Raw genomic sequence first — 22232 nt, 5'->3', positions numbered from 1 at the left:
GGCGACTACGGGATCAACGTTGCGACCCAGATCACACCCGGCGCGGCAGCTTCGCAATCGCAGCCTTGATCGACTCCCGGACGTCAGGCACCTTCAACCCGATGTTCCGGAACCGCTTCGCCACCTCGAGCACCGGCAGGTGGAACGTCTCGCTCACCTTCAGCAGCTCACCGAGGCTCACCGGCTCCCTGGGATCGATCTCGCAGTGGGTAAGCATCCCAGGCTCGACCAGCGCAACGGCCTCCCCCGGCGGGAGGTCCTCGACCTCGTACCCGAACGCCTCGAGCCGCTCCTTGGCGCGGGCGGGCGTGATGCCGAACTTCGCGTACGCCTCGATCAGATGCACCACCGGCACGATGTCGCCCACGGGCAACCACGGGCTCGTTCCATCCAAGCCGTTGCTCAGCAAGAACGCGTCGTTCGTGCCTAGCACCACCGGGACGTCGTCGGTCTTGGGTCGAACACCGTACTGGGCGACGCGATCAATCACATCGCCCACGGAGATTCCCAGTTGCTGACCCGTGAAGATCAGCACTCCGATCGACGCCAGGTGATCGAAATCGGGGCTCACCTGGCGGAGCAACTCCCCGTCGCCCGCACACACCCGCTCGGGAAGGTGCACCGGTACCCGAATCCCGAAGGCCACCAGTCGCTCACCCACCTCACTCGGCGACCTGCCAAGCCGCTCCGCAGACTCCGCGATCTGCCACGCGGCCGCGCGGTCGGCCAGCCAGCCGGGCCGGACGCGACCGTTGGTCAGCAGTTGCAGGTCCTCAGAGCCCACATCATCGGGCCATCGCAACAAGGCAGTGTCGAACCCGAGGCAAGTCAGTCTCCGGCTGACCTCCTCGACAGGTATCCCCAGAAGTATCGCCTTGCTGACGACTTGACCGACCAGTGGAACATTCTCGGGGTCGAGAAATCCTCGTCCATCCCTGAGCAACTGAAGATCAATCGAGTCGAGTTCAACATTCAACAGGGGCTGTGCCGCGTGAGCGTCGAACCCTCGACTGGCAAGCCATCGCGCCGTGTCCGCCACCGGCCTGCCTTGCCTGAGGAGAGCATTGAGGAAGTGGCTGTATGGCACGGGTTCCTCATGCTCGAGCCACGGCGGCTCACCGTTTAGATCAACGCTCAGCAGGATTCGGTCCGATTGCGGGAGCCTATAGGTGTCGAACACGTGCGAGGAACAGCCAAGCAGGTTGAGCTCGGCTGCCCGGCGGGCGACCGTGCGGATACCGAGATCCGATTCGTTTGCAGCATCCCGGACATCATGCTGCGTCATGCCACCGTCTTCGACGACCGAGTACGGGGCAGCCCTCAGCAGATAAGAACCGTCTGTCGGAACGGCGGGCAGCATCGGCCTGTCCGGAAAGTCGATGCCGGGCGCCGCAGCCCGAACCAGGGCGAGTCTCTCGTTCGGGGCGTGTGCTAGCAGCCGCCACAAAAGAATGTGATCGGCGGGCCGCGGGGTGTAGGTGCGTGCATCCCGGCCCGGCGGAAAGAACGGCGCGGCCCGATCGTTGACGATCTCGGCGTCCTCCGCCATCCAGCCCACCGCGCCGACGTCCACGGAGCAGCGGAAGCCACGCACGACGGTGCCGTCCTCGATCAGGGCCTTGGTGACAAGATCGCCCAGCATCGGGCTCCCCCCAGCAACCTCAGTGAGCCAGTCGAGGTCGAGCAGAGCATCGCCGCCCGCCAGCAAAGCGGGAAGCGCCGCGGTCACCAGTCGTTCGACGGAGTCGGACACGTCGCCGAGCGTGCGGCTGCGATCAACGGAAAGCCGGGGCGCCACGGTCCCGGTCAGGTTCACGACCACACCGCGCATCGGACCGTAGGAGAGCGACTGCTGCACGACGCCTCGCTGGACACCTGGGCTTGTCAGCAGTCCGTCCACCAGCAGAGCGCCGCCGTGCTCGCACCACGCCACCGGGACGTTGTCCGGCTGGATGACCTCGCCACCAGCATCCAACTCAGTGGTGTACCTGTTGCCCCGCTTGGGGCGCAGGACACCCGGCTGCCACTCCATCGGCTCATCTCCCGCGTGCGTCGCGGTCGTGTGGAAGTCGGCGATGCCGAGCAGCTTCTCCAGCCAGGAGATCACGGTTCCTTGTGGGTCCGGCTCCTTCAGGTACAGCCGCACGCTCGTGCCGGGCTCGGGGCTCTCGTCGATCTCCTGGATCTGGAACAGGTGTCCCGGGCCGGAGATCGTGACGCGCAGCTGCGGCCCGTGGGCCTTGCCGTCGCGCCCCATCCGGCGGGTCTTCACCTCGATCTCGTCGGCCAGCATGAAGTAGCTGAGCACGCCGATCCCGAAGCGGCTGTTGGGATAGAGCTCGACGGGCGGGTCGACGCCGCGCCAGTCGAGGCGTTCCTCGCGGAACTCGGTCAGGTCGGCGAACCGGACGCCCGCCTGGGCGAAGACGCCCTTGAGCTCGTCCTCGCCCATGCCGATCCCGTTGTCGACGCAGTCCAGGTAGTGGCGGCCGTGCTCGTCGACGTCCTGCCGGAACGCGATCTCGCCGGCCCACCCCGACGGCGGCAGGTTCCAGCGGCGCTGCCGGTACAGCTCGCGGGCCTGCCGGTAGCGGCACGCGTCGAGCGCGTTCTGGTACAGCTCCCGGATGGCCATGTGCCGGTCCTGGTAGAGCTGCTCGCCCATCAGGAGATCCCGCACGCGTTCCTCGTCGAGGCGGAACTTGCTCCACCCGCTGAACTTCGGCTTCCCCTCCTCGTCCCGGCACGGCACCACCTGGTCGCCTGAGGCCCACGCGGGCAACCCGGCCAGCGGCTCCACCGAAGGAAAAGCCGTCACCAGACGTGTGGACCGCAGCAGCTCGCCCAAGCGCTTCGCGTGCTCGCGCAACACCTCCACGACCGCTTCGTGCTCGCACTCGGCGTTCAGCACGACGCCGTCAGCGAGGCCCGGCCAGGTCGCCTTGCGCACGGTGTCGAGAAGCGAGTCCACCCGCGCCGGTCGGGGAATGCCCATGTGCCAGACGAGGTCGCGCGACAGGTCGGTCACCTCGACGGCGGCCAGATGTGCGGCCCGCGCCAGGACCAGCACCATCGGGCGGCGCAGCAGCTCCTTGTCCGGGGTGCCGCCGAACATCGGGAGGACGGCGTCGGCGTCGGCCACTCGTGCCGGGGTGGCGATTCCCTGCGGCGCCTCTCGCAAGCCTTTCAGCAGTTCACGGACGTTAGAAGGTCTAACAACAGTGAGCGCCTCTTCGTCGCACACGTCGGCGAGCAAGGCGGCGATGGACTTCTCCTGCAGCACCTCCATGCGCTGCCGCAGCCAGCGGTGGAACAGCCACCATCCGATCTCCTCGGCGGCGTTGTCGCGCTCGGGCAGCTTCGGCAGTCCGGCCCGTTTGATCAGGTCGCCGTGGTCACGGAGGAACAGCTCGTAGGAGGCGCGCGGCTCGTCCGTCGTGCCGGTGAGCTCGAAGTCGGTCGGACCGACGCGCCGGTGTTCTGCCACGGCCCGCGACCACAGGGCCTGGTGCAGCAGCGGGGCGAGCGCCAACAGCAGCGCCTCCACCGGGTAGAGGCCGGGCCGGCACTCCCCCACCAGCCATGCGATCCGCACGCCGAACCGCCGCACGAGGTCGTCGTCGCGCCACGGGTCGTCGGCCGGCTCCACTTCGTCGCGCAACCGCGCGAGGCCGTGCGCGATCTTGATCGCGAGCGCGCGCATCCGGTCGGGCCGGTGCGAATCCCGGACGTGCTGCCACACGGCGGATTCCGCAACCATGCGGATCCAGTGATCGGTGTGCTGCTCCGGCGGAGCCTCAGGCGGCGTGCCGTAGAAGTTCACGGTGTCGATCCGGCCTGCTTGTACGGCATTGCCGTACACCGTTCCGGGTATGGAGTTCCGCTCATCACCGTCGCCGGGCATCCGGCCAATGTAGGCGACTATCGTTCGGCGGGTGATCGAGCAGCTCAGCATTCCCACGGACGCCGGAACGTTCGACGCCATCGCGAGCGGCCCCGAGGACGGCCGGCCCGTCCTGCTGCTGCACGGGTTCCCGGAGGCGGCGATCGCGTTCGAACACCAGGTGGGCGTGCTGGGCGCCAACGGCTACCGGGCCGTCGCGTTCGACCAGCGCGGCTACTCCCCCGGCGTGCGCCCCGAGCACCCGTCCGAGTACGCCGTCTCCGAGCTGGTGGACGATGTGCTCCGGGTCGCCGATCAGCTGGGCTTCACGACGTTCGACATTGTCGGACACGACTGGGGTGGCGCGGTCGCTTGGTGGACGGCGATCGACCATTCCGAACGGCTTTCGACATTGACGGCTATTTCCACGCCGCACCCCGGCGCGTTGAAGACCGCCCTCCAGACCGACGAGGACCAGCAGCTGCGCAGCCGCTACATGACCGAGTGGCGCGAGAAGAGCACCGAGCGCCGCATGCTCGAGAACAACGCGCACGCCATCCGGCAGATGTTCGAGTGGCGGGTCCGGCCGTCGCACGTCGAGGAGTACGTGCAGCGGCTGCAGGAGCCGGGCGCGCTGACCGCGGCGCTGAACTGGTACCGCGGCGGGAAACCGAGCGGCGTCGCGGACAAGGTCACCGTCAAGACGATGTACATCTGGAGCACCGAGGACGTCGCGTTCGGGTCGACGGCGGCGTTCGAGACCGAGAAGTGGGTCGTGGGGCCGTACCGGTTCGAGATGCTCGAAGACGTCACACATTGGATCCCTGAAGAGGTTCCGGAAGCCTGCAGCGCCCTGATCCTGGAGAACTTGGCCTAGACATCGGAGCTTTCAGCCGGTAGGCCTATGCGTGCCGCCGCCTTGGGACATTCCCGAGAGGAGCACCATGGCCACGTCCAGGCGGGACTTCGTCAAGCTCGGAGCCGTCGCCGCCGGCGCGCTGAGCCTCACACCTGGGGTTGCGCACGCCCAGGACGGCTTCGAAGCCAAGATCGCGGCGAAGGCGGGCACCGACTGGTCCGTCGCGGTGGTCGAGTCGACCATGAAGCGGTACACGCCGGAGACGTTCGGCGGCTGGGGGTATACGAGAGGCCTGTTCCTCTACGGGCAGTACCTCGTCTACAAGCGCACGGGCGACCGGCGGTACTTCGACTACATCAAGGCCTGGTACGACCGGTTCGTCGGGCCGGACGGCACGATGAACCGCACGTTCACCAACCTCGACGCGATGCGGTCGGGCCAGATGCTGCCGATCCTGTACTCGGAGACGGGTGACGTCCGGTACCGCAAGGCGAGCCAGCAGATCCGCGCGAAGCTCGACACCTACAAGCGGACCAAGGAAGGCGGCTTCTGGCACGCCGAGTCCGGCACCCGCGACTGGCAGCTGTGGTCCGACGGCGTCTACATGGTCGTGCCGTTCATCATGAAGCACGCCATCGCGTTCGGTGAGCAGGACTGGGGCTACAAGGAGGCCACCCGGCAGCTGCTCGTCTACGCGAAGAACCTGCAGCACGCCGACGGGCTCTTCCACCACGCGTTCGACGAGTCGCGCAAGGAGCCGTGGTCCAATCCGGCCACCGGCGTGTCGCCGGAGTTCTGGGGCCGCGCGATGGGCTGGTACGCGATGACGCTCATCGACGTCCTCGAGGACCTGCCCAAGGCACACCCCGACCGGCCGGCGCTGCTGCAGGTCTTCAAGCGGCTGGCCACGGCGCTGACGCGCTACCAGGACAAGGCGACCGGCCGCTGGTTCCAGGTCGTCGACAAGGGCGAGGACCCGAACAACTGGACCGAGACGTCGTGCACGTCGATGTACGCGTTCGCGCTCTCCCGCGGCGTCGAACGGGGCTACCTCTCACCGTCGAACAAGAGGTTCGCGCGCAACGGCTACGCCGGCGTGCTCGACCGGATCTCACTCGACGGCGACGGCCTGACCAGCCTCAGCGAGATCTGCATCGGCACCAACGTCGGTGACCTGGCGTTCTACTACGCCCGGCCGCGAGCCGTGAACGACTTCCACGGGCTCGGCGCGTTCCTCATCATGAACGAACAGCTCCAGAGGCGGTAACTTTCGAACATGCGCGTGGCCGGCCTCCTGCTCGCCGCGGGGGCCGGCCGCAGGTTCGGCACCCCGAAGGCTCTGGTGTCCCACAACGGATCGCTGTTCGTGGAGTCCTCCGCGGACAGACTCCGTGCGGCGGGCTGCGATCCCGTCGTCGTGGTGCTCGGCGCCTCGGCAGAGGAAGTCCGTTCTCGCGCACGCCTTGAGGGCGTGACGCTGGTCGACAACCCGCACTGGGACTCCGGCATGGGCTCGTCGCTGCGCGTCGGCCTCAAGGCGGTCGGCCAGGCGGACGCCGTGGTCGTGCTGCCGGTCGACACTCCGGGCGTCACCGTCGTGGCGCTCCAGCGGCTGATTTCCCTTGCCGCGCCGGAAGTTCTGGCGCGGGCGACCTATCACGGCGAAGCCGGTCACCCGGTGCTGATCGGCAGCGCGCACTTCGCGGGTGTGATGGCGTCGGCGGCGGGCGACCAGGGCGCGCGGGAGTACCTGAAACGAAGCACCGTCCGCCACGTCCCGTGTGAGGACGTGGCGGACGGTGCCGATGTGGACAGACCTGAAGACCTCGGTGGCCTGGACGATCAGGCGACGTAACGACGGAGCTTGATGCCCGAGGCGACGTTCGCCGCGGACAGCCACGCGAGGCGGCCCCCGGCGTAGGCCGGGTCGGCGACGGCGAACTCGTTGCCGCCCGCGCGGTAGCCGACGATGGTCGCGTAGTGGCCACCGGAGTAGTTCCGGCCGTTGAGGCGGATCACGTTGATCACGACGGCGTGACCGCGGTCGGCGTTGTAGACGACGTCGTACTTGAGCTTCTGCAGCAGCTGGGCGTCGTTGGCCCACTGCTTCACCTGGTAGTACGTGGTGCCCTCGAAGTGGTCGAGCGCGCTCTCGAGGTTCTTGATGTTCGGCAGGCCGTTCTGGTCGACGTGCATGTAGCTGGCGAGCGTGGACTGCTCCACGTGCTTGCCCTTGGCCGTCAACGCGATGCGGGCCGCGGCGGCGGAGCACCAGTAGCCGGTCTTCTGCACCTGGAACTCGTAAGGCAGGACACCTTCGCCCTGGACGTTCATCTCGGCCGCGGCGGGAATGACCGTCTCACCGGGAGCTGCGATGGCGCTGACCGGAGCGGCCAGGCCGAGCGCCACGGCGCCCGCGACGACGGTGCCCACGAACTTTCCGAGCTTCATCTGTTGCTTCCCCTCAGTTGGCGCGCCGCCCCCTGCGGCACGCCAGAAAGCCTGGCGGCAGCGGTGCGACCCTCGCCACCACGTTCGGGCTACACCTAAAGACCCTGCTCAGGCGGGTGATTGCCTGTGCTACGGGGTTGCTGCCAATCTGTGGCTCGTGCTTCGGGTCCACTTCACCGCGGAGGACTTGGCGCGGGTCAGGGTGTCCGCAGGGCCGGACCCGATGTGGGAGATCCTGCTGAGCCTCCACGTACTGCGGCAGCGCGACGGCGCGCCCGTCTTCGGTCGCTGGCGCAAGGACGTGCGCGGCAAGTTGAGCGAGGAAGCCCGTTGGCTGATGCAGTTGGCACCGCCCGTCGGGTATTCGCCGGACTTTCTGACGCCGACCGCGGGGTGCGACGTCGACGACGGGATCCACGCGGTGATGTCCACGCCGGTGCACCAGTTGCAGCTCGACCTGCGGCAACTCGGCTCCGAACGCCGGCTCGACGCACGCACCCACCAGCTCGCGTCGGGCGACGCCGCGGCACTGGACTCCTTGGGCGCGGCCTTACGCCACTACTACGAGTCCGCGCTGGCGCCGGTGTGGGACGAGGTGCGCGGCGTGTGCGACGCCGACCGCGCGGTGCGGGCGCGGCAGTTCCTCGACGGCGGCTGCGAACAGCTGCTGAGCTCGTTGCACTCGACGATCACGTGGCAGGCGCCCGTGCTGCACGTCGGCTACCGCTTCCCGGAGCGCGATGTGCACCTGGGCGGTCAGGGGCTGGTGCTGGTGCCGTCGTACTTCTGCTGGGGCAGACCGATCATGCTGCGCGACGCCGAACGCCCACCCGTGCTCGTCTACCCGATCGAACGCGACCTCGTGGTCGGCGCCGGAGCCCGCTCGCTGGAGGCCCTGCTCGGCCGCACGCGCGCCGCCGCGCTGGAGGTCATCGCCGGCGGCTGCACGACCACCGAGCTGGCGCGCCGCCTGAACATCTCGCCCGCTTCGGCGTCCGCGCACGCCACGGTGCTGCGGGAGGCGGGTCTCGCCGTGACACAACGGCATCGCAACACCGTCCTGCACACGGCGAGCCGGTTGGGGTTCGAGCTGCTCGCCTGAGCCGTAACGGCCAAGCGGACGATCGGCCCCGCACAGCCGTCACAAACTCGACCTGCAACGTCTGACGCCTACCCTGGGGTGATGGCCGAGCAGACGGTCCGCTTCACCCGCGTGCGCGGCCGGACGGTCGCGTGGGCGGCGGTCGGGTCGGGCCCGCCGCTGGTGCTGGGCGGCTGGTGGTGCGGCCACCTGGAACTCGACTGGCGTTCGCCCCTCTTCCGCGCGTTCTGCGAGGGTTTCGCCGACCGCTTCACCGTGATCCGCTACGACCGGCCGGGCACCGGACTGTCCAACCGCGACGATCCGGTTCCCGCCTCGCTCGACGAGGAGGTCGAGGTGCTCGCCGCGGTCGTCGCCGCCGCCGGGCCGCCGGTGTCGCTGTTCGGCGGCTCGTCGGGCTCGTGCATCGCGACCGCTTACGCGGCAACGCATCCCGTCACGCGACTCGTGCTGTACGGCGCCTACGCCCGCGGCGCGGACATCCCCGGCGGGGACGCGGTGCTCGCCGCCGTCCGGACACATTGGGGCGTCGGGTCGCGGCTGCTCGCCGAGGTGTTCGTGCCGGACGGGACCGCCGCCGACCGGGCCGAGCTCGTCCGGTTCCAGCGGGAGGCGGCGTCCCCCGCGGCCGCCACCGAGGCGCTGGCCGCGGTGTACCGGTTCGACGTCCAGGCCCGGTTGCCTCTGGTCACCGCACCGACGCTGGTGTTGCACCGGCGCGACGACCGGGCCATTCCGTTCGCGCTCGGACGGGATGTGGCGAGCCGGATTCCCGGCGCCCGGTTCGTGTCACTGGCCGGAACGGACCATTTCCCTTGGCGCGGCGACGCTTCGGCCATTGTCGAAGCGTCGCTCGGGTTCCTGGGCGACGCGCCGGCGTTGACCGATCGCGAGGTCGAGATCCTGCGGCTGGTCGCCCAGGGACTCAGCGACCACGAGATCGCCGCCCGCCTCTTCCTGAGCCCGCACACCGTGCACCGGCACGTCGCCAACATCCGCACGAAGCTCGGGCTGCCTTCGCGCACCGCGGCGGCAGCGCACGCCGTGAAAGCGGGTCTCATCTGAACAAATCGCTCACGTCCGTGACGCGCTCACAACCGTGAGGACATCTAACAAGTGTGAAGGCATCTAATACTCCAGCCGCAGTTCGTGATCAGTAACTGACGGCGCGATCTTGGTGTGTCGGTCCAGGATGTTGATCACAGCCAGCCGGAAATGGTCCCGGTGGCGTCGTCGGCACCAAGCCCGTGCCCAGGCCGGCCACCACCGACGGCAGGCAGCCGCCATCAGTCACGGATCACGGACAACGGCTGAAGTACTAGCGTTACCTCGGTGGACCGATCGGAGATCTTCGACATCGCGCACCTGCGCCATCCCATCGCGGCGCCGGTCGCGCCCGACCGGTTGCGCGAGTTGGTCGGGTGGTTGAGCCCCGCCGCCGGCGCTCGCGTGGTCGACCTCGGCTGCGGTGAGGGCGAATGGCTGCAGCAGGTGCTGCTGGACCATCCCGCGACGACAGGCGTCGGGATCGACCACATGCTGCCGGCCTCGGCCGCCCGGCGCACCGGCGAGCGCGGGCTGACGGACCGGGTGCGATGGATCGAGACCGACGCCGCCACCTGGAACGACGGGCTCTTCGACGTGGTGCTCTGCGTCGGCGCCCGGCACGCCTTCGGCGGGTTGGAGGACATGCTGGTCGCCGTCCGGCGGCACCTGCGCCCCGGCGGTCAGGCGCTGATCGGCGAGATGATCTGGGAAGGGACCCCGTCCGCGGCAGCCCTGGCCGCGCTCGGACTCCCGGCCGACTCCGTCCCCGACCTCGCCGGCCTGGTGCAGGCCTTCCACCGGCACGGCCTCGAGCCGTCCTTCGGGCATGTCAGCACACTGACCGAATGGGACGACTACGAGTTCAGCTGGACCGGCTCGCTCGTCGACTGGGCCGTGCGGTCGGCCCCGACCGTCGAGGACCGCAACCAGGCGCTCACCGCCGCCCGCGAGCATCGTGACACCTGGCTCGGCGGCTTGCGGGGTGAGCTCGGGTTCGCAACCTTCGTCTTGCACGATGTCGCGCCCAGGCCGGTCTGAGGGGCCATCAGCTACTGATCACGAACTACGGCTGTAGTACCAACAGGCGCGAAGAGCCCTCACCGGATCGGCACCGCCGACCCCATCACCAACGGCCGCACCAGCGACGGCATCCCGCTCCAGCGCGCGTGATCGACCTTCTCGAGAGTGAAGCGGTCTAACAGCAGTGAGAGGGTGTCACGGTTGCAACGGCAGCCCTGCGCGAACGCGGCCCACAAGCCGGCGAACCGGTCCTGCCGGCGCGCCAGCCGCGCGTCGGTGGCACGCACGTGCTCGCAGAACAGCAGCCGCCCACCGGGTTTCAGGACGCGGGCGATCTCGGCGAGCACGGGCTCGACCGACGGCACGGTGCACAGCACGAGCGTGCTCACCACGGTGTCGACGCTGGAGTCCTCGACCTGCAACTCACTGCCGAGAACGGACATGGTGCGCACCCGCGGGTCGCGCGTCGTGCGTCTGCCGAGACGCCGGAGCATTGCGGGCACCGGCTCGGTCAGGATCAGCTCCTCCGCGGTGGACGGGTAGAGCGAGGCGTTCAGTCCCGTCCCCGCACCGATCTCCAGTACTCGCCCGCGCGCCTGCCGCAGCAACCGCGCACGGTGCCCGTGCATCCCCCGCCGTTCGCCAAGCCACAAGAAGGGGTCATATACCGCGGCTGCCAGCCGCTCACCAGGATTTCCCATGACGGCAAGAGAAGCAGCCAGCGAGAACACCCGGCATCGCGAAAACCGGCCATTCACACGAGCCGGACCTCGACCCCTTCGGCGCGCAGCGCGTCGACCTCGTCCTCGGGCGCGTCCTCGTCGGTCACCAGCACGTCGATCACCGAAGCCGGGCACACGCGACCGAACGCGGCCCGGCCGAACTTGGTGCTGTCGACGGCGGCGATCACCCGCCGCGAGGCGAGCACGGCGGCCTTCTTGACCGCGCTCTCGGCCAGGTCGTGCGCCGACACGCCGTCGCGCGCGGAAAGGCCGCAGCTGCTCAGGATCATGGTGTCGAACCGCATGAGGTCGAACGCGGCGAGCGCCAGCGGTCCGACGAACGACAGCTCTCCCGGCCGGACTTCGCCGCCGGGCAGGACGAGGCGAATCTCGTGCGCACCACGCAGCACGTCGACCCCGTGCAGTGACAACGGCAGCACGGTCAACCGCCGCGACGCCAGCAGGCGGCCGGCTTCCAGCGTGGTGCTGCCTCCGTCGAGCACGACGGTCTCGCCGTCGTCGACCAGCGACGCGACCTCGAGCCCGATCCGGCGTTTGACGTCGAGACGTTGTCTGCTGCGGGCCGCGAACGGCGTCTCCTCGCCGGTCAGCATGCTGACCGCCGCCCCCCGGACCCGCCGGAGCAGTCCCTCGCGCTCCAACTGGTCCAGGTCACGGCGAACAGTCATCTCCGAACACCCGGTCAGCTCCGCCAGTTCCCCCACGCCGACCCGGTTCCCCCGGCGCAAAGACCGCAGGATGAGCTCATGCCGTTTCGCAACATCCACATTGTGCATACGAACACAGAGAGTGTTCAGATAGCAACTACGAGCGCGAGCGCACCGCCGCCACTGCACAGGCTCCGCCGAGCACGAGCACGAACGCGGCCACTCCGAACGCCCACATCTCCGAATAGGTGATGGCCAAAGCGATGTGGACTGCTCCCGCAGCCGCGAACACCGCTGTCAGGAACACCCAGATCGTGAAGTGTGGAATCCCGAAGTAGTCGTGCATGCGCTGCCTGATCCGGTGGCTCCCCATTCCACCTCCTTCCGCCTTGTACCGCGCCTATCGGGGAAGGTCCTGGCGAGGTTACTCATAGTCGGGTACTACTTGCCGCATGACGACCGACACGGTGACCGGATCCGATTACGGCAACCTCGTGCGCACGCACTTGACCAGGGTCGAACAGCACAACGCGGCCGCTCTGGACGACGTAGCGGAACTCGTGCTGGCGGCGGTACAGGCGGACGGGACGATCCTCACCGCGGGCGCGGGGCACTCGCTCGCCGCGGTCGCCGAGACGTTCTACCGCGCCGGCGGACTCGCCTGTGTGCGGCCGATCTACCACCCCGAGCTGCTGCCGATGCACGGCGCGATCAGCAGCACGGCCGCGGAACGCCGCACCGGCCTGGCCAACGAGGTCCTGCGCGACGCCGGGCTCGCCCCGCACGACGTCCTGTTCGTCTTCTCCACCAGTGGCGTCAATCCCTACCCGGTCGAGCTCGCGATCGAGGCCGCCGACGCGGGCTGCCCGGTCGTCGCCGTCACGTCCGTCACCGCGAGCGCCTCCGCACCGCGCCGCGCGGGCACGACGCTCGCCGAGGTGGCCACCGTCGTACTGGACAACCTGGTCCCGCCCGGCGACTCCACCTACCCGGCCGACGCGCCGGTCACCGCTGCGGTGTCGACGCTCGCGACGACGTTCCTGTGGAACCTGCTGATGGTCCGGCTAGTCGACAAGGCCGCGGACCAGGGCGTCGACCTGCCGTTGTGGCGCAGCGCGAACGTCGAGGGCGGCGACGCGGCCAACGCGGACCTGTTGCGCCGCTACCAGAACCGCATCCCACAGCTCGGCTGAGTAGAGATACTCACGAAAGCTCCGCGGTACTTCGTTAAAGTCCCCCATAGTTCGTTCATGGGGGGAACATGAAGAGCAAAACCCGGAGATGGGTGCTCATCACGGGCGGGGTCACCACGTCCGCGATCATCGGAGTCGCCGCCGCGGTCGTGTTCGGCAGCGGCAGCGACCCCAACAAGACGCCCTACAAGCCGCCACCGACGTCGCCGAACATCGTGGCGCAGGCGTTCCTGACGGCGATCACCAACGGCGACGGCGCCAAGGCCGCGAACCAGACCGACAACCCGCCGGCCGCGGGCGCGGCGCTGTCCGCGCAGTCCACGGGCATGGGCAAGGCCGTGTTCTCGGCCGTGCTCAAGGGCGGTTCCGGGGCGAGCCTGCCTGCCGACGTGACGTGGAAACTGCCGAACGGCACGCCGTTCACCTACACCGTCGAGATCGGCATGCAGCAGGTCAACGACCAGTGGAAGGTTCACTGGGCACCGACCGTGCTGCACCCGAAGCTCGCCGAGGGCCAGCACCTCGAGTTCCGCAAGGCCATCGCCGACGACGCCATGCTCGGCCCGGACGGCACCAAGCTCAACCCCGACGTCGTGCCGCCCGCGTTGATGAACGCGATCACCGCGTCGTTCGGCGGGGGCACTGGCACCGACGGCTGGGAGGTCGGCATCACCTCCGCCTCGGGCTTCGTGCCGCTGGCGGGTGAGAAGCCCGCCGTCCCCGACAAGATCACCGTCACGATCGACGCGGCGGCCCAGAAGTCCGCCCAGGCCGCCGTGGACGCGCTTCCGCAGGGCGCCGCGATCGTCGCCATCGACCCGCGCACCACGGAGATCCGCGCGGTGGCGTCGAACAAGGCCCTGGACAGCAACCCGTTCGGCGGCCAGTACCCGCCGGGGTCGACGTTGAAGGTCGTCACGGGCGCGGCGGCGTTGCAGAACAACCTGGTCTCCGCCGCCTCAACCCCGGTGGACTGCCCGGAAGTCGCGACGGTCGGCACGCGCCGGGTACCCAACGACGGTTTCGGGCACGGCTCGCAGAAGATCCCGTTCAGCCAGGCGTTCGCCGAGTCGTGCAACACGACGTTCGCGATGCTCGGCCACCAGCTGTCCCGGGACGCGCTGGGCAAGACCGCGCTGCAGTTCGGGCTCGGCACCGACTACGTCATGGCGGGCACCGACTCCAACACCGGCCGCGTGCCTCCGGCGGACAGCGACAACCTGCAGGTGGAGGACAGCTTCGGGCAGGGCAACGTGACCGCAAGCCCGTTCGGCATGGCGCTCGTCGCGGCGACCGTGGCGTCCGGCCGGCAGCCGACGCCGACCCTGGTGCGCGGCAAGGCCGCCGAGATCACCTCCGGTGCCGCCACGCCGCCTTCGGAGGCTGTGCTTCGCGTGCTGCGGACGGGGATGCGCGAGTGCATCACTTACGGGACCGGGAAGTCGCTCGCTCGCTTCGGTGGTCTGTATGGGAAGACCGGTACGGCGGAGTCGGCCGAGGGGGCGCACGGCTGGTTCATCGGGTATCGCGGCAACATCGCCTTCGCGGTGTTCGTCAAGGGCGCGGGCTCTTCGACGCCGGCGCTGAGCGCCGCCGGGCAGTTCCTGTCTGCTTTGAGCTGAAACTTCGGCCGCCCTGTGGACAACTGCCCCAGGACGGCCGGAACTGTCGGTGCCTCATGGCAGGCTTAAAGCAAGGGGTCCCCCTTCGCGGGGGACACCCGCGCGAGCCCACCATCAGCCGACCCGCGTGGCCACCGTCAACCGACGCGACGGTTCACCGTCAGCCGACGCGCGAACTCTCCCTCAGCCCGCCGCGCGAGCCCATCCTCAAGCCGACGTGCGAGCTCACCCCTCAGCCGACACCGTGCACCCGGTCCGCGAGACCGTCCCGCGTCTCGGCCGAGAAGTCCGGCGTCGGGTACACGGTCACGACTGGCGACTCGTCGAACTGCGTGCGGTGCAGCTCGGCGTACCGCCCGTCCAGCTCCATCAGCGCGGCATGCGTGCCCCGCTCGACGATCCGCCCGTCCTCGACCACGAGGATCTGGTCGGCGTTGCGGATCGTCGACAGCCGGTGCGCGATCACCAGCGCCGTCCGCCCCTTCAGGGCCTCCGTCAGCGCGGCCTGCACTGCCACCTCCGACTCGGAGTCGAGGTGCGCGGTCGCCTCGTCGAGGATCACGACACGCGGCTTCGCCAGCAGCAGCCGCGCGATCGTCAACCGCTGCCGCTCGCCACCGCTGAGCCGGTAACCCCGTTCACCCACCACGGTCTCGAGCTGGTCGGGCAGCGAGGCGACGAGCGTCGCGAGGCGGGCGCGTTCCAGCGCGTCCCACAGTTCCTCGTCGGAGGCGTCGGGATCGGCGTACGCGAGGTTGGCGCGGATCGTGTCGTGGAACAGGTGGCCGTCCTGCGTCACGACGCCGACGGTCTGGCGCATCGAGTCGAACGACACGTCGCGGACGTCCACATCGGACAGCCGGATCGAGCCGGAGTCCACGTCGTACAACCGGGGAACGAGCGATGCCAGCGTCGACTTGCCCGCACCGGACGAGCCGACGATCGCGACCACCTGACCGGCCTCGGCCAGGAAACTGATGCCGTGCAGCACTTCCTCGCCACCGCGAGTGTCCAAAGTGGCCACGGATTCCAGCGAGGCGAGCGACACCTTGTCCGCGCTGGGATACGCGAACCGGACGTCGTCGAACCGCACCGACACCGGCCCCTGCGGCACGCTCACCGCACGAGGCGATTCCTTGATCATCGGGTCCAGGTCGAGCACCTCGAAGACGCGCTCGAACGACACCAGCGCGGTCATCACGTCCACGCGCGCGTTGGCCAGCGCAGTCAGCGGCGAGTACAGGCGCGTCAGCAGAAGGGCAAGGGAGACAACGGTTCCCGGTGCGAGGTGGCCGGTCAGCGCGAGGTAGCCGCCGAGTCCGTAGACCAGCGCCTGCGCCAGTGCGGACACGAGAGTGAGGCCGGTGAAGAACCAGCGGGTGGCCATCGCGGTCTTGACGCCGATATCGCGCACTCGCGCGGCACGCAGCGCGAACTCCTGCTCCTCGGCCTTCGGCCGTCCGAACAGCTTCACGAGCGTGGCGCCGGGCGCGGAGAATCGTTCCGTGGTCTGCGTGACCATCGCGGCGTTGAGGCCGGACGCCTCGCGCTGCAGGTCCGCCATCCGCTTGCCCACGCGCCGCGTCGGCAGGACGAACACCGGAAGCAGCAGCAATGCCAGGGCCGTGACCTGCCACGACAGCGTGAACATCACGCCCAGCGACAGCGCCAGCTGGATGACGTTCGTGACCACACCGGACAGCGTCGACGTGAACGCGCGCTGCGCGCCGATCACGTCGTTGTTCAGGCGCGACACGAGCGCGCCGGTGCGGGTTCGGGTGAAGAACGCGATCGGCATCCGCTGCACGTGCCCGAACACCGCGCGCCGCAGGTCGTAGATCAGCCCTTCACCGATGCGCGACGACTGCCACCGCTCGACGAGCCCGAGCCCGGAGTCGACGATCGCGATACCCGCGATCACCAGCGCCAGCACCACGACGTACGAAGGGGCCTTGCCCTGCACGATGCCGTCGACGACACGACCCGCCAGAACCGGCGTCGTCACCGCCAGGATCGACGAGATCACGGTGAGCAACAGGAACACTAAAAGCTTGGAGCGATGGGGTTTCGCGAACCGCAGCACGCGTCGCGTGGTGCCGCGCCGCACCGACTTCGGTGCTTCCTCGCGCCCCATCGCGCCCATCATCAGTCGCCAGGTGCCGTCCACGCCTTCCACAACACCACAGACCTCCGACAACTTCCCATTTGGGCCATCCGGATGAACTCGGATGAGGGCCGTTAACGCGCTTCGCCGAGAGCGCGATCGGCGTCATAAGGAACCGAACGTCGACAGGGCAAGGTGACGCGTTGCGAGCCGACAAGCTTCTGAAGGTGCTCGCAGAAGCCGAGCGCCGGCAGGTGAAAGAGCTCAACCTCGGCAGCCAGAACATCGACGTCCTGCCACCCGAGATCGGCAGACTCAGGAGCCTCCAGAGCCTCAACCTGGTATGGAACAACCTGACCCGCCTACCGGTGGAGCTGAGCGAGTGCGAAAACCTCACCGTCCTCCGCCTCGAAGGCAATCCCCTCCTGTTCCCCTCACCTTCCATAATGGAGCAGGGCACGAAGGCCATTCTTGCGTTCCTGCGCGCCGGTCGGTCCGAACGCACCAGACAGTGGGTATCGAAGCTGCTCATCGTCGGCGAAGGCGGGGTCGGGAAGACTCAGCTGCTCCGGCACCTACGACACCAGGCCTTCGACCCGAGCATCGAGACCACGCACGGCATCGAAATCCATACCTGCTCCCTGCCCCATCCGACCGAGCAGGCCATCATGTCGCTGAATGCCTGGGATTTCGGCGGTCAGCAGATCTACCACGCGACACACCAGTTCTTCCTCACCGACCGATCTCTCTTCCTGCTTGCGTGGAACGCCCGTACAGGCTACGAGCAGGGCAAACTGCGGTACTGGTTGGAGACGATCAGTGCGTTGGCGCCGGACGCTCCGATCCTGCTTGTCGCAACCCACACCGACCAACGTGAGGCCGACGTCCCGCTTGCCGAACTCCGCAGCCGGTTCCCTCAGCTCGCAGGCCAGGTCGAGATCAGCAATGCAACGGGCGAAGGCGTCGCCGAACTGCGAGCGCGAGTCGCTCGACTGGCGGCCACGTTGCCGCTCATGGGTGAGGAGTGGCCGACGCACTGGCTGCGAGCGGCCGAACACCTCAGACGGCTCCCAGACAAGTACCTCAAGCCGGCCCAGCTCGCCGAGATCTTCGCGCGCTACAACGTCACCGGCCACGACCTCCAGGTCTTGGTGCAATGGCTGCACGATCTCGGCGACATCCTCCAGTACTCGGACGACGAACTGCGCGACATCATCATCGTCAAGCCCCAGTGGGTCGCCGAGCACATCGGACGCGTACTCGTCCACCCTCCGGTGATCGACAACGCCGGCATCTTCAAGCATCAGGACATGGAAGCCGTCTGGCACGACCTCGACGACGGCATGCGCCAGCACTTCCTCCGGCTGATGGAGCGGTTCGATCTCTCCTACCGCACATTGGAGAATCGCGAGCTGAGCCTGGTGGTGGAACGGTTGCCACTCGAAGCAGCCGATTACCGGCGATCGTGGGACGAAGTCCTCGGCTCGAACTTGCGGGAGCTCGCGATGATCTACCGGATGTCCGCGGTACCCGCGGGCATCCCGACCTGGTTCATCGCTCGCCAGCACCGGTTCACCACCTACACGCATTGGCGCAGTGGCGCGCTGTTCGCCGACGGGAACCGGTCTCACAAGGCCCTCATCACGGTCGACAGCCATGAACGCGTGGCCGAACTGCGGGTACGCGGCAGCCACCCACACGACTTCTTCGCCCTGCTGCGCGACGGATTCGAGCTGACGCTGAGCCGCTTCCCGGGACTGCAGGTGAAGCGGCTCGTACCGTGTCCAGGTCACGACGGCGCTCGCTGCTCACATCTTTTCGACTACGCGAACCTCCTGCACGCGATCGACCGCACTCCTCCGGTGATGAGCCTGCAGTGCCCCGTCTCGTTCGAGAGCGTGTCGGTGGCAGGCCTGCTCTTCGGCATCCACTGGGAGACCAGGGACGTCGTGATCGAGAAGATCGAGGCTGCGAAGACAGCGCTGACCACAGAGCTTCAGGACGCCACCGCCAAAGTGATCAACGAGGTGTCTTCGGGCCTCGAACGCAACATCACCCTGATCCAGCGCGAGTTCCTCAAGATGTTCCATCGTGAACAACGGCTCGTGGAGACGCATTGCCCCAACGTCTTCTCCATCACACCGACGACGCGCGGCGGGTGGCGGAAGGTTGTCGGCGATCGAGTGTTGCTCAAGCTGTACTGTCAGGCGCCCGGTGCCTGGCATCCGACAGAGCAGGGCGGCGAGTACGTATTCACCGTGCAGCACCAGTGGCTGCGGGCAGCGATGCCCTATTTGACCGGGTTGATCGGTGTGCTGAAGCTCGCTGTGCCTCTCGTCGGGCCTGCGATCGGCGTCGTGGACGCCTCGCAGGCCAAACGCCTCGAGTACGACACCAAACTGATGGAGAAGCTCGTCGAGGCCCTGCCCGCTGACTTCAAGTCCGTCGTCACCGCACACGAGATCACCGCGCAGGGCGCATCGGCCGGGCAACTCAGCGGAGCGTCACTGCGCCCACTGCGTCAGCTACTCGAAGAGCTGGACCCGCGTCAGACCTGGGGCGGCCTGACCCCGGTACTCACCCCGGAAGGGCACCTGTTGTGGTTGTGCGACAACCACAACAGGGCCTACCAGGTCTAGCTGCTACCGACCCGCCAGTGCCGCCAGCTCCTGCAGCCGGCGCAGCTGCGCGGCGCGTTCCAGCGCAAGCTGCTCGGAGTCCGACACACCCGAAGCGGCGGAAGCGATCAGCGCCAGCGTCTCGGAGACGGCGCCGGGCAACGGCTTGAGCACCTGGTCGACCAGGGCGTCGACCGCGGACGACAGCTCCTCGACGGGCACGACGGAGTTCGCGAGCCCGATCCGCAACGCCTCGTCGGCGGGCACGCGGCGCGTGGTCACGCAGATCTCGGCCGCACGCGAGTAGCCGACGAGCCGCACCAGCGGCAGAGTCCCGCCGAGGTCGGGCACCAGCCCGAGCGACGGCTCGGCCATGCAGAGCAGCGCGTCGGTGGCGAGCACGCGGAAGTCGCACGCGAGCGCGAGCTGGAAACCGGCGCCGATGGCATGCCCCTGCACCGCCGCGATGGTGACCCGCGACGGGTCGCGCAGCCAGCGGAAGCCCTCCTGGTACGAGGCGATCATCGCGTCGGCCTCGTCCGGCGAGGACTGCAGCAGCGCGATCACTCCGGACGAGTCGGTGAACATGGACTTGTCCAGTCCCGCCGAGAAGGCACGACCCGAACCCCGGACGACCACCACTCGGACGTCCGGGCCCAGGTTTTCACCGATCGCCCGCAACGCTTCCCACGTAGAAGGCGTCTGCGCGTTGAGCACATCGGGGCGATCGAGCGTGATCGTCGCGCGCGGCCCGTCGACGACGAGCCGCACACCTCCGCGCTCGAGCACGCCAGCGTCGATCTCCTGACCTGGCACGTGTACCTCCGGCAACTAGAAGCTAGTTACCGGAGGGTAGCTTAGTTTTACTTCTTCTTAGTCCGGGTGGCGCCACCGCGACCGCGCAGCGTGACGCCGGATTCCGACAGAACCCGGTGCACGAAGCCATAGGAACGCCCGGTGCTCTCGGCCAGAGCCCGGATGCTCGCGCCCTTCTCGTACTTCTTCTTCAGGTCAGCGGCCAGCTTGTCCCGCGTGGCGCCGGTGATCCGGGCACCCTTCTTCAGGTCAGCCACCTTGTCCCGCCTTCCGTCCGAGCAGGTCGGGCCGTCTGACGGCCCCTGTCGTCGCAATGATCGAACAGGAAAGGTCAGAACGCCAGGTGATCAAGCAAAGAGATCGCCGAACGGTCGATTCGATCACCCTCAGTTGATCAGTGGCTGCGGGCTGTATTCCTTTGAGGAGTGGAGATCACGCCAGCTGCACGAGTTCGAGGTAGTCCTCCGACCAATGATCCTCGGTGCCGTCGGGCAGGAGGATCACTCGTTCGGGCTCCAGCGCCTCGACCGCGCCCGGATCGTGCGTCACGAGCACGACCGCGCCCTCGTACCGGCGCAACGCGTCGAGCACCTGCTCGCGGGAGGCGGGGTCGAGGTTGTTGGTCGGCTCGTCGAGCAGCAGCACGTTCGCCGCGCTGGACACGAGACCGGCCAGCGCCAGCCGCGTCTTCTCGCCACCGGACAGCGTTCCCGCCGGCTGGTCGAGCTGCTCGCCGCTGAACAGGAACGTGCCGAGCAGCGACCGCAACCGCTGCTCCTGCTCGTCCGGCGCGGCGTGCCGGATGTTCTGCCACACCGACGCCTCGTGGTCGAGCGTCTCGTGTTCCTGCGCGAAGTACCCGAGCTTGAGGCCGTGCCCGGCGACGACCGAACCGGAGTCCGGCTTCTCGTTGCCGCAGAGCAAACGCAGCAGCGTCGTCTTGCCGGCACCGTTGAGCCCCAGCACCACGACGCGCGAACCCTTGTCGATCGCCAGGTCCACGCCGGTGAAGATCTCCAGCGAGCCGTACGACTTGCTGAGCGACTCGGCGGTCAGCGGAGTCTTGCCACACGGTGCGGGCGACGGGAAGCGGATCTTCGCGACCTTGTCGTGCTGACGTTCCTCGTCCAGGCCCGCGAGGAGCTTCTCCGCGCGCTTGGCCATGTTCTGCGCCGCGACGGCCTTCGTCGCCTTGGCCCGCATCTTGTCGGCCTGCGCCATGAGGGCGCCCGCCTTCTTCTCCGCGTTGGCCCGCTCGCGCCGCCGCCGCTTCTCGTCCGCCGCGCGCGCCTCGAGGTACTTCTTCCAGCCGAGGTTGTAGATGTCGACCTCGCCGCGCGTCGCGTCGAGGAACCACACCTTGTTCACGACGTCGTCGAGCAGCTCCACGTCGTGGGAGATCACGACAAGCCCGCCGTCGTGCGACTTGAGGAACCCTCGCAGCCACATGATGGAGTCGGCGTCGAGGTGGTTGGTCGGCTCGTCGATGAGCAGGATCGTGCTCGACTTCGCGCCGACGCCTGCCTCGGACGCGGCGAACAGGATGCGCGCCAGCTCGACGCGCCGGCGCTGACCGCCGGACAACGTCCGCAGCGGCTGCGCCAGGACCCGGTCCGGCAGCCCGAGGTTCGAGCAGATGCGCGCGGCCTCGGACTCGGCCGCGTACCCGCCGAGCGCGGCGAAGCGCTCTTCCAGGCGGCCGTACTTGCGCACGGCGGCGTCCTGCTCATCCGGGTCGACCAGCTCCGCCATCGCGGTCTGGGTCTTCTCCATGTCGCGCAGCAACTGGTCCAGCCCGCGCGCGGACAGCACGCGGTCCTTCGCGATGACGGACAGGTCGCCTTCGCGCGGGTCCTGCGGCAGGTAGCCGAGTTCGCCCTTGCGCTGGACGCTGCCGCCGTACGGCTGGCCTTCGCCCGCGAGGACTTTGAGTGAGGTGGTCTTGCCGGCGCCGTTGCGGCCCACGAGGCCGATACGGTCGCCAGGCTGGACGCGCAGGGTCGCACCGGAAACCAGGATGCGTGAGCCCGCGCGCAACTCCATGTCAGTTGCGGTGATCAAGAGAATGCTCCGTGAAGTGGGTACGGCTGATGGACGACACGTACCGGCGCTACTCCAGGAGGATGA

At 68.3% G+C, this 22232-nt stretch carries 18 protein-coding genes; 9 read left to right on the top strand and 9 right to left on the bottom strand.

The window, feature by feature from the left end; genetic code table 11:
* Positions 1 to 31: 31 nt before the first annotated feature.
* A complete protein-coding gene (locus tag QSK35_RS28715) occupies positions 32 to 3904 on the bottom strand; it encodes a wHTH domain-containing protein (RefSeq protein WP_285750663.1) in 3873 nt (1290 codons plus the stop codon).
* Between the two features lie 31 nt (positions 3905 to 3935).
* Here QSK35_RS28715 and QSK35_RS28710 point away from each other — a divergent pair, with 31 nt between their 5' ends.
* The 3 genes from QSK35_RS28710 (at position 3936) to QSK35_RS28700 (ending at position 6597) form a co-directional block, all read left to right on the top strand.
* Complete coding sequence (locus QSK35_RS28710; protein WP_285750662.1) at positions 3936 to 4760, top strand: alpha/beta fold hydrolase; 825 nt, start codon at positions 3936 to 3938, stop codon at positions 4758 to 4760.
* Between the two features lie 67 nt (positions 4761 to 4827).
* Positions 4828 to 6009: a glycoside hydrolase family 88/105 protein gene (locus QSK35_RS28705; protein WP_285750661.1), complete on the top strand. Its 1182-nt coding sequence runs from the start codon at positions 4828 to 4830 to the stop codon at positions 6007 to 6009.
* 9 nt (positions 6010 to 6018) lie between these two features.
* Positions 6019 to 6597 (top strand): nucleotidyltransferase family protein, encoded by a 579-nt coding sequence (locus QSK35_RS28700; RefSeq protein ID WP_285750660.1) that lies wholly within the window; start codon positions 6019 to 6021, stop codon positions 6595 to 6597.
* Here QSK35_RS28700 and QSK35_RS28695 read toward each other — a convergent pair.
* Positions 6585 to 7193 (bottom strand): C39 family peptidase, encoded by a 609-nt coding sequence (locus QSK35_RS28695; RefSeq protein ID WP_285750659.1) that lies wholly within the window; start codon positions 7191 to 7193, stop codon positions 6585 to 6587. The genes QSK35_RS28700 and QSK35_RS28695 overlap by 13 nt on opposite strands.
* 157 nt (positions 7194 to 7350) lie before the next feature.
* On the opposite strand from QSK35_RS28695, the gene QSK35_RS28690 reads away from it, so the two are divergent.
* The 3 genes from QSK35_RS28690 (at position 7351) to QSK35_RS28680 (ending at position 10380) form a co-directional block, all read left to right on the top strand.
* The gene (locus QSK35_RS28690; protein WP_285750658.1) at positions 7351 to 8295 is read left to right on the top strand and encodes a winged helix-turn-helix domain-containing protein; all 945 of its coding nucleotides are present in this window, start codon (positions 7351 to 7353) and stop codon (positions 8293 to 8295) included.
* Positions 8296 to 8376: 81 nt separating this feature from the next.
* A complete protein-coding gene (locus QSK35_RS28685; protein ID WP_285750657.1) occupies positions 8377 to 9360 on the top strand; it encodes an alpha/beta fold hydrolase in 984 nt (327 codons plus the stop codon).
* A 267-nt stretch (positions 9361 to 9627) separates the two neighbouring features.
* The gene (locus QSK35_RS28680) at positions 9628 to 10380 is read left to right on the top strand and encodes a class I SAM-dependent methyltransferase (RefSeq protein ID WP_285750656.1); all 753 of its coding nucleotides are present in this window, start codon (positions 9628 to 9630) and stop codon (positions 10378 to 10380) included.
* Positions 10381 to 10439: 59 nt separating this feature from the next.
* Here QSK35_RS28680 and QSK35_RS28675 read toward each other — a convergent pair whose 3' ends face one another.
* The 3 genes from QSK35_RS28675 to QSK35_RS28665 all read right to left on the bottom strand — a co-directional run bounded on the left by QSK35_RS28675 (position 10440) and on the right by QSK35_RS28665 (position 12125).
* Positions 10440 to 10970 (bottom strand): class I SAM-dependent methyltransferase, encoded by a 531-nt coding sequence (locus tag QSK35_RS28675; protein WP_285750655.1) that lies wholly within the window; start codon positions 10968 to 10970, stop codon positions 10440 to 10442.
* A gap of 146 nt (positions 10971 to 11116) precedes the next feature.
* The gene (locus QSK35_RS28670) at positions 11117 to 11881 is read right to left on the bottom strand and encodes a DeoR/GlpR family DNA-binding transcription regulator (RefSeq protein ID WP_285750654.1); all 765 of its coding nucleotides are present in this window, start codon (positions 11879 to 11881) and stop codon (positions 11117 to 11119) included.
* Between the two features lie 28 nt (positions 11882 to 11909).
* Entirely contained in the window at positions 11910 to 12125 is a 216-nt protein-coding gene (locus QSK35_RS28665) for a hypothetical protein (protein WP_285750653.1), read from the bottom strand.
* Between the two features lie 79 nt (positions 12126 to 12204).
* Between QSK35_RS28665 and QSK35_RS28660 the strand changes: the two genes are divergently transcribed.
* A complete protein-coding gene (locus QSK35_RS28660) occupies positions 12205 to 12945 on the top strand; it encodes an SIS domain-containing protein (RefSeq protein WP_285750652.1) in 741 nt (246 codons plus the stop codon).
* A 68-nt stretch (positions 12946 to 13013) separates the two neighbouring features.
* Entirely contained in the window at positions 13014 to 14567 is a 1554-nt protein-coding gene (locus QSK35_RS28655; protein WP_285750651.1) for a penicillin-binding transpeptidase domain-containing protein, read from the top strand.
* A 232-nt stretch (positions 14568 to 14799) separates the two neighbouring features.
* Here the strand turns inward: QSK35_RS28655 and QSK35_RS28650 are convergent, their stop codons facing one another.
* Positions 14800 to 16734 carry an ABC transporter ATP-binding protein gene (locus QSK35_RS28650; protein WP_285750650.1) on the bottom strand — a complete coding sequence of 645 codons (1935 nt, stop codon included), beginning with the start codon at positions 16732 to 16734 and terminating at the stop codon, positions 14800 to 14802.
* A gap of 140 nt (positions 16735 to 16874) precedes the next feature.
* Between QSK35_RS28650 and QSK35_RS28645 the strand changes: the two genes are divergently transcribed.
* Positions 16875 to 19310: a COR domain-containing protein gene (locus QSK35_RS28645; RefSeq protein ID WP_285750648.1), complete on the top strand. Its 2436-nt coding sequence runs from the start codon at positions 16875 to 16877 to the stop codon at positions 19308 to 19310.
* 3 nt (positions 19311 to 19313) lie between these two features.
* On the opposite strand, the gene QSK35_RS28640 is transcribed toward QSK35_RS28645, so the two are convergent.
* From QSK35_RS28640 to QSK35_RS28630, 3 genes are all read right to left on the bottom strand, one after another.
* The gene (locus tag QSK35_RS28640) at positions 19314 to 20105 is read right to left on the bottom strand and encodes an enoyl-CoA hydratase/isomerase family protein (protein ID WP_285750647.1); all 792 of its coding nucleotides are present in this window, start codon (positions 20103 to 20105) and stop codon (positions 19314 to 19316) included.
* Between the two features lie 47 nt (positions 20106 to 20152).
* Positions 20153 to 20362, bottom strand: coding sequence for a helix-turn-helix domain-containing protein (locus QSK35_RS28635; RefSeq protein ID WP_030473247.1), 210 nt, complete (start codon positions 20360 to 20362; stop codon positions 20153 to 20155).
* A 175-nt stretch (positions 20363 to 20537) separates the two neighbouring features.
* Positions 20538 to 22166 carry an ABC-F family ATP-binding cassette domain-containing protein gene (locus QSK35_RS28630; protein ID WP_285750645.1) on the bottom strand — a complete coding sequence of 543 codons (1629 nt, stop codon included), beginning with the start codon at positions 22164 to 22166 and terminating at the stop codon, positions 20538 to 20540.
* Positions 22167 to 22232: the final 66 nt, after the last annotated feature.

This window comes from Lentzea sp. NBRC 105346 (genome assembly GCF_030269605.1).
GTDB lineage: Bacteria > Actinomycetota > Actinomycetes > Mycobacteriales > Pseudonocardiaceae > Lentzea.
This window is presented reverse-complemented; position numbering and strand designations above follow the sequence as displayed.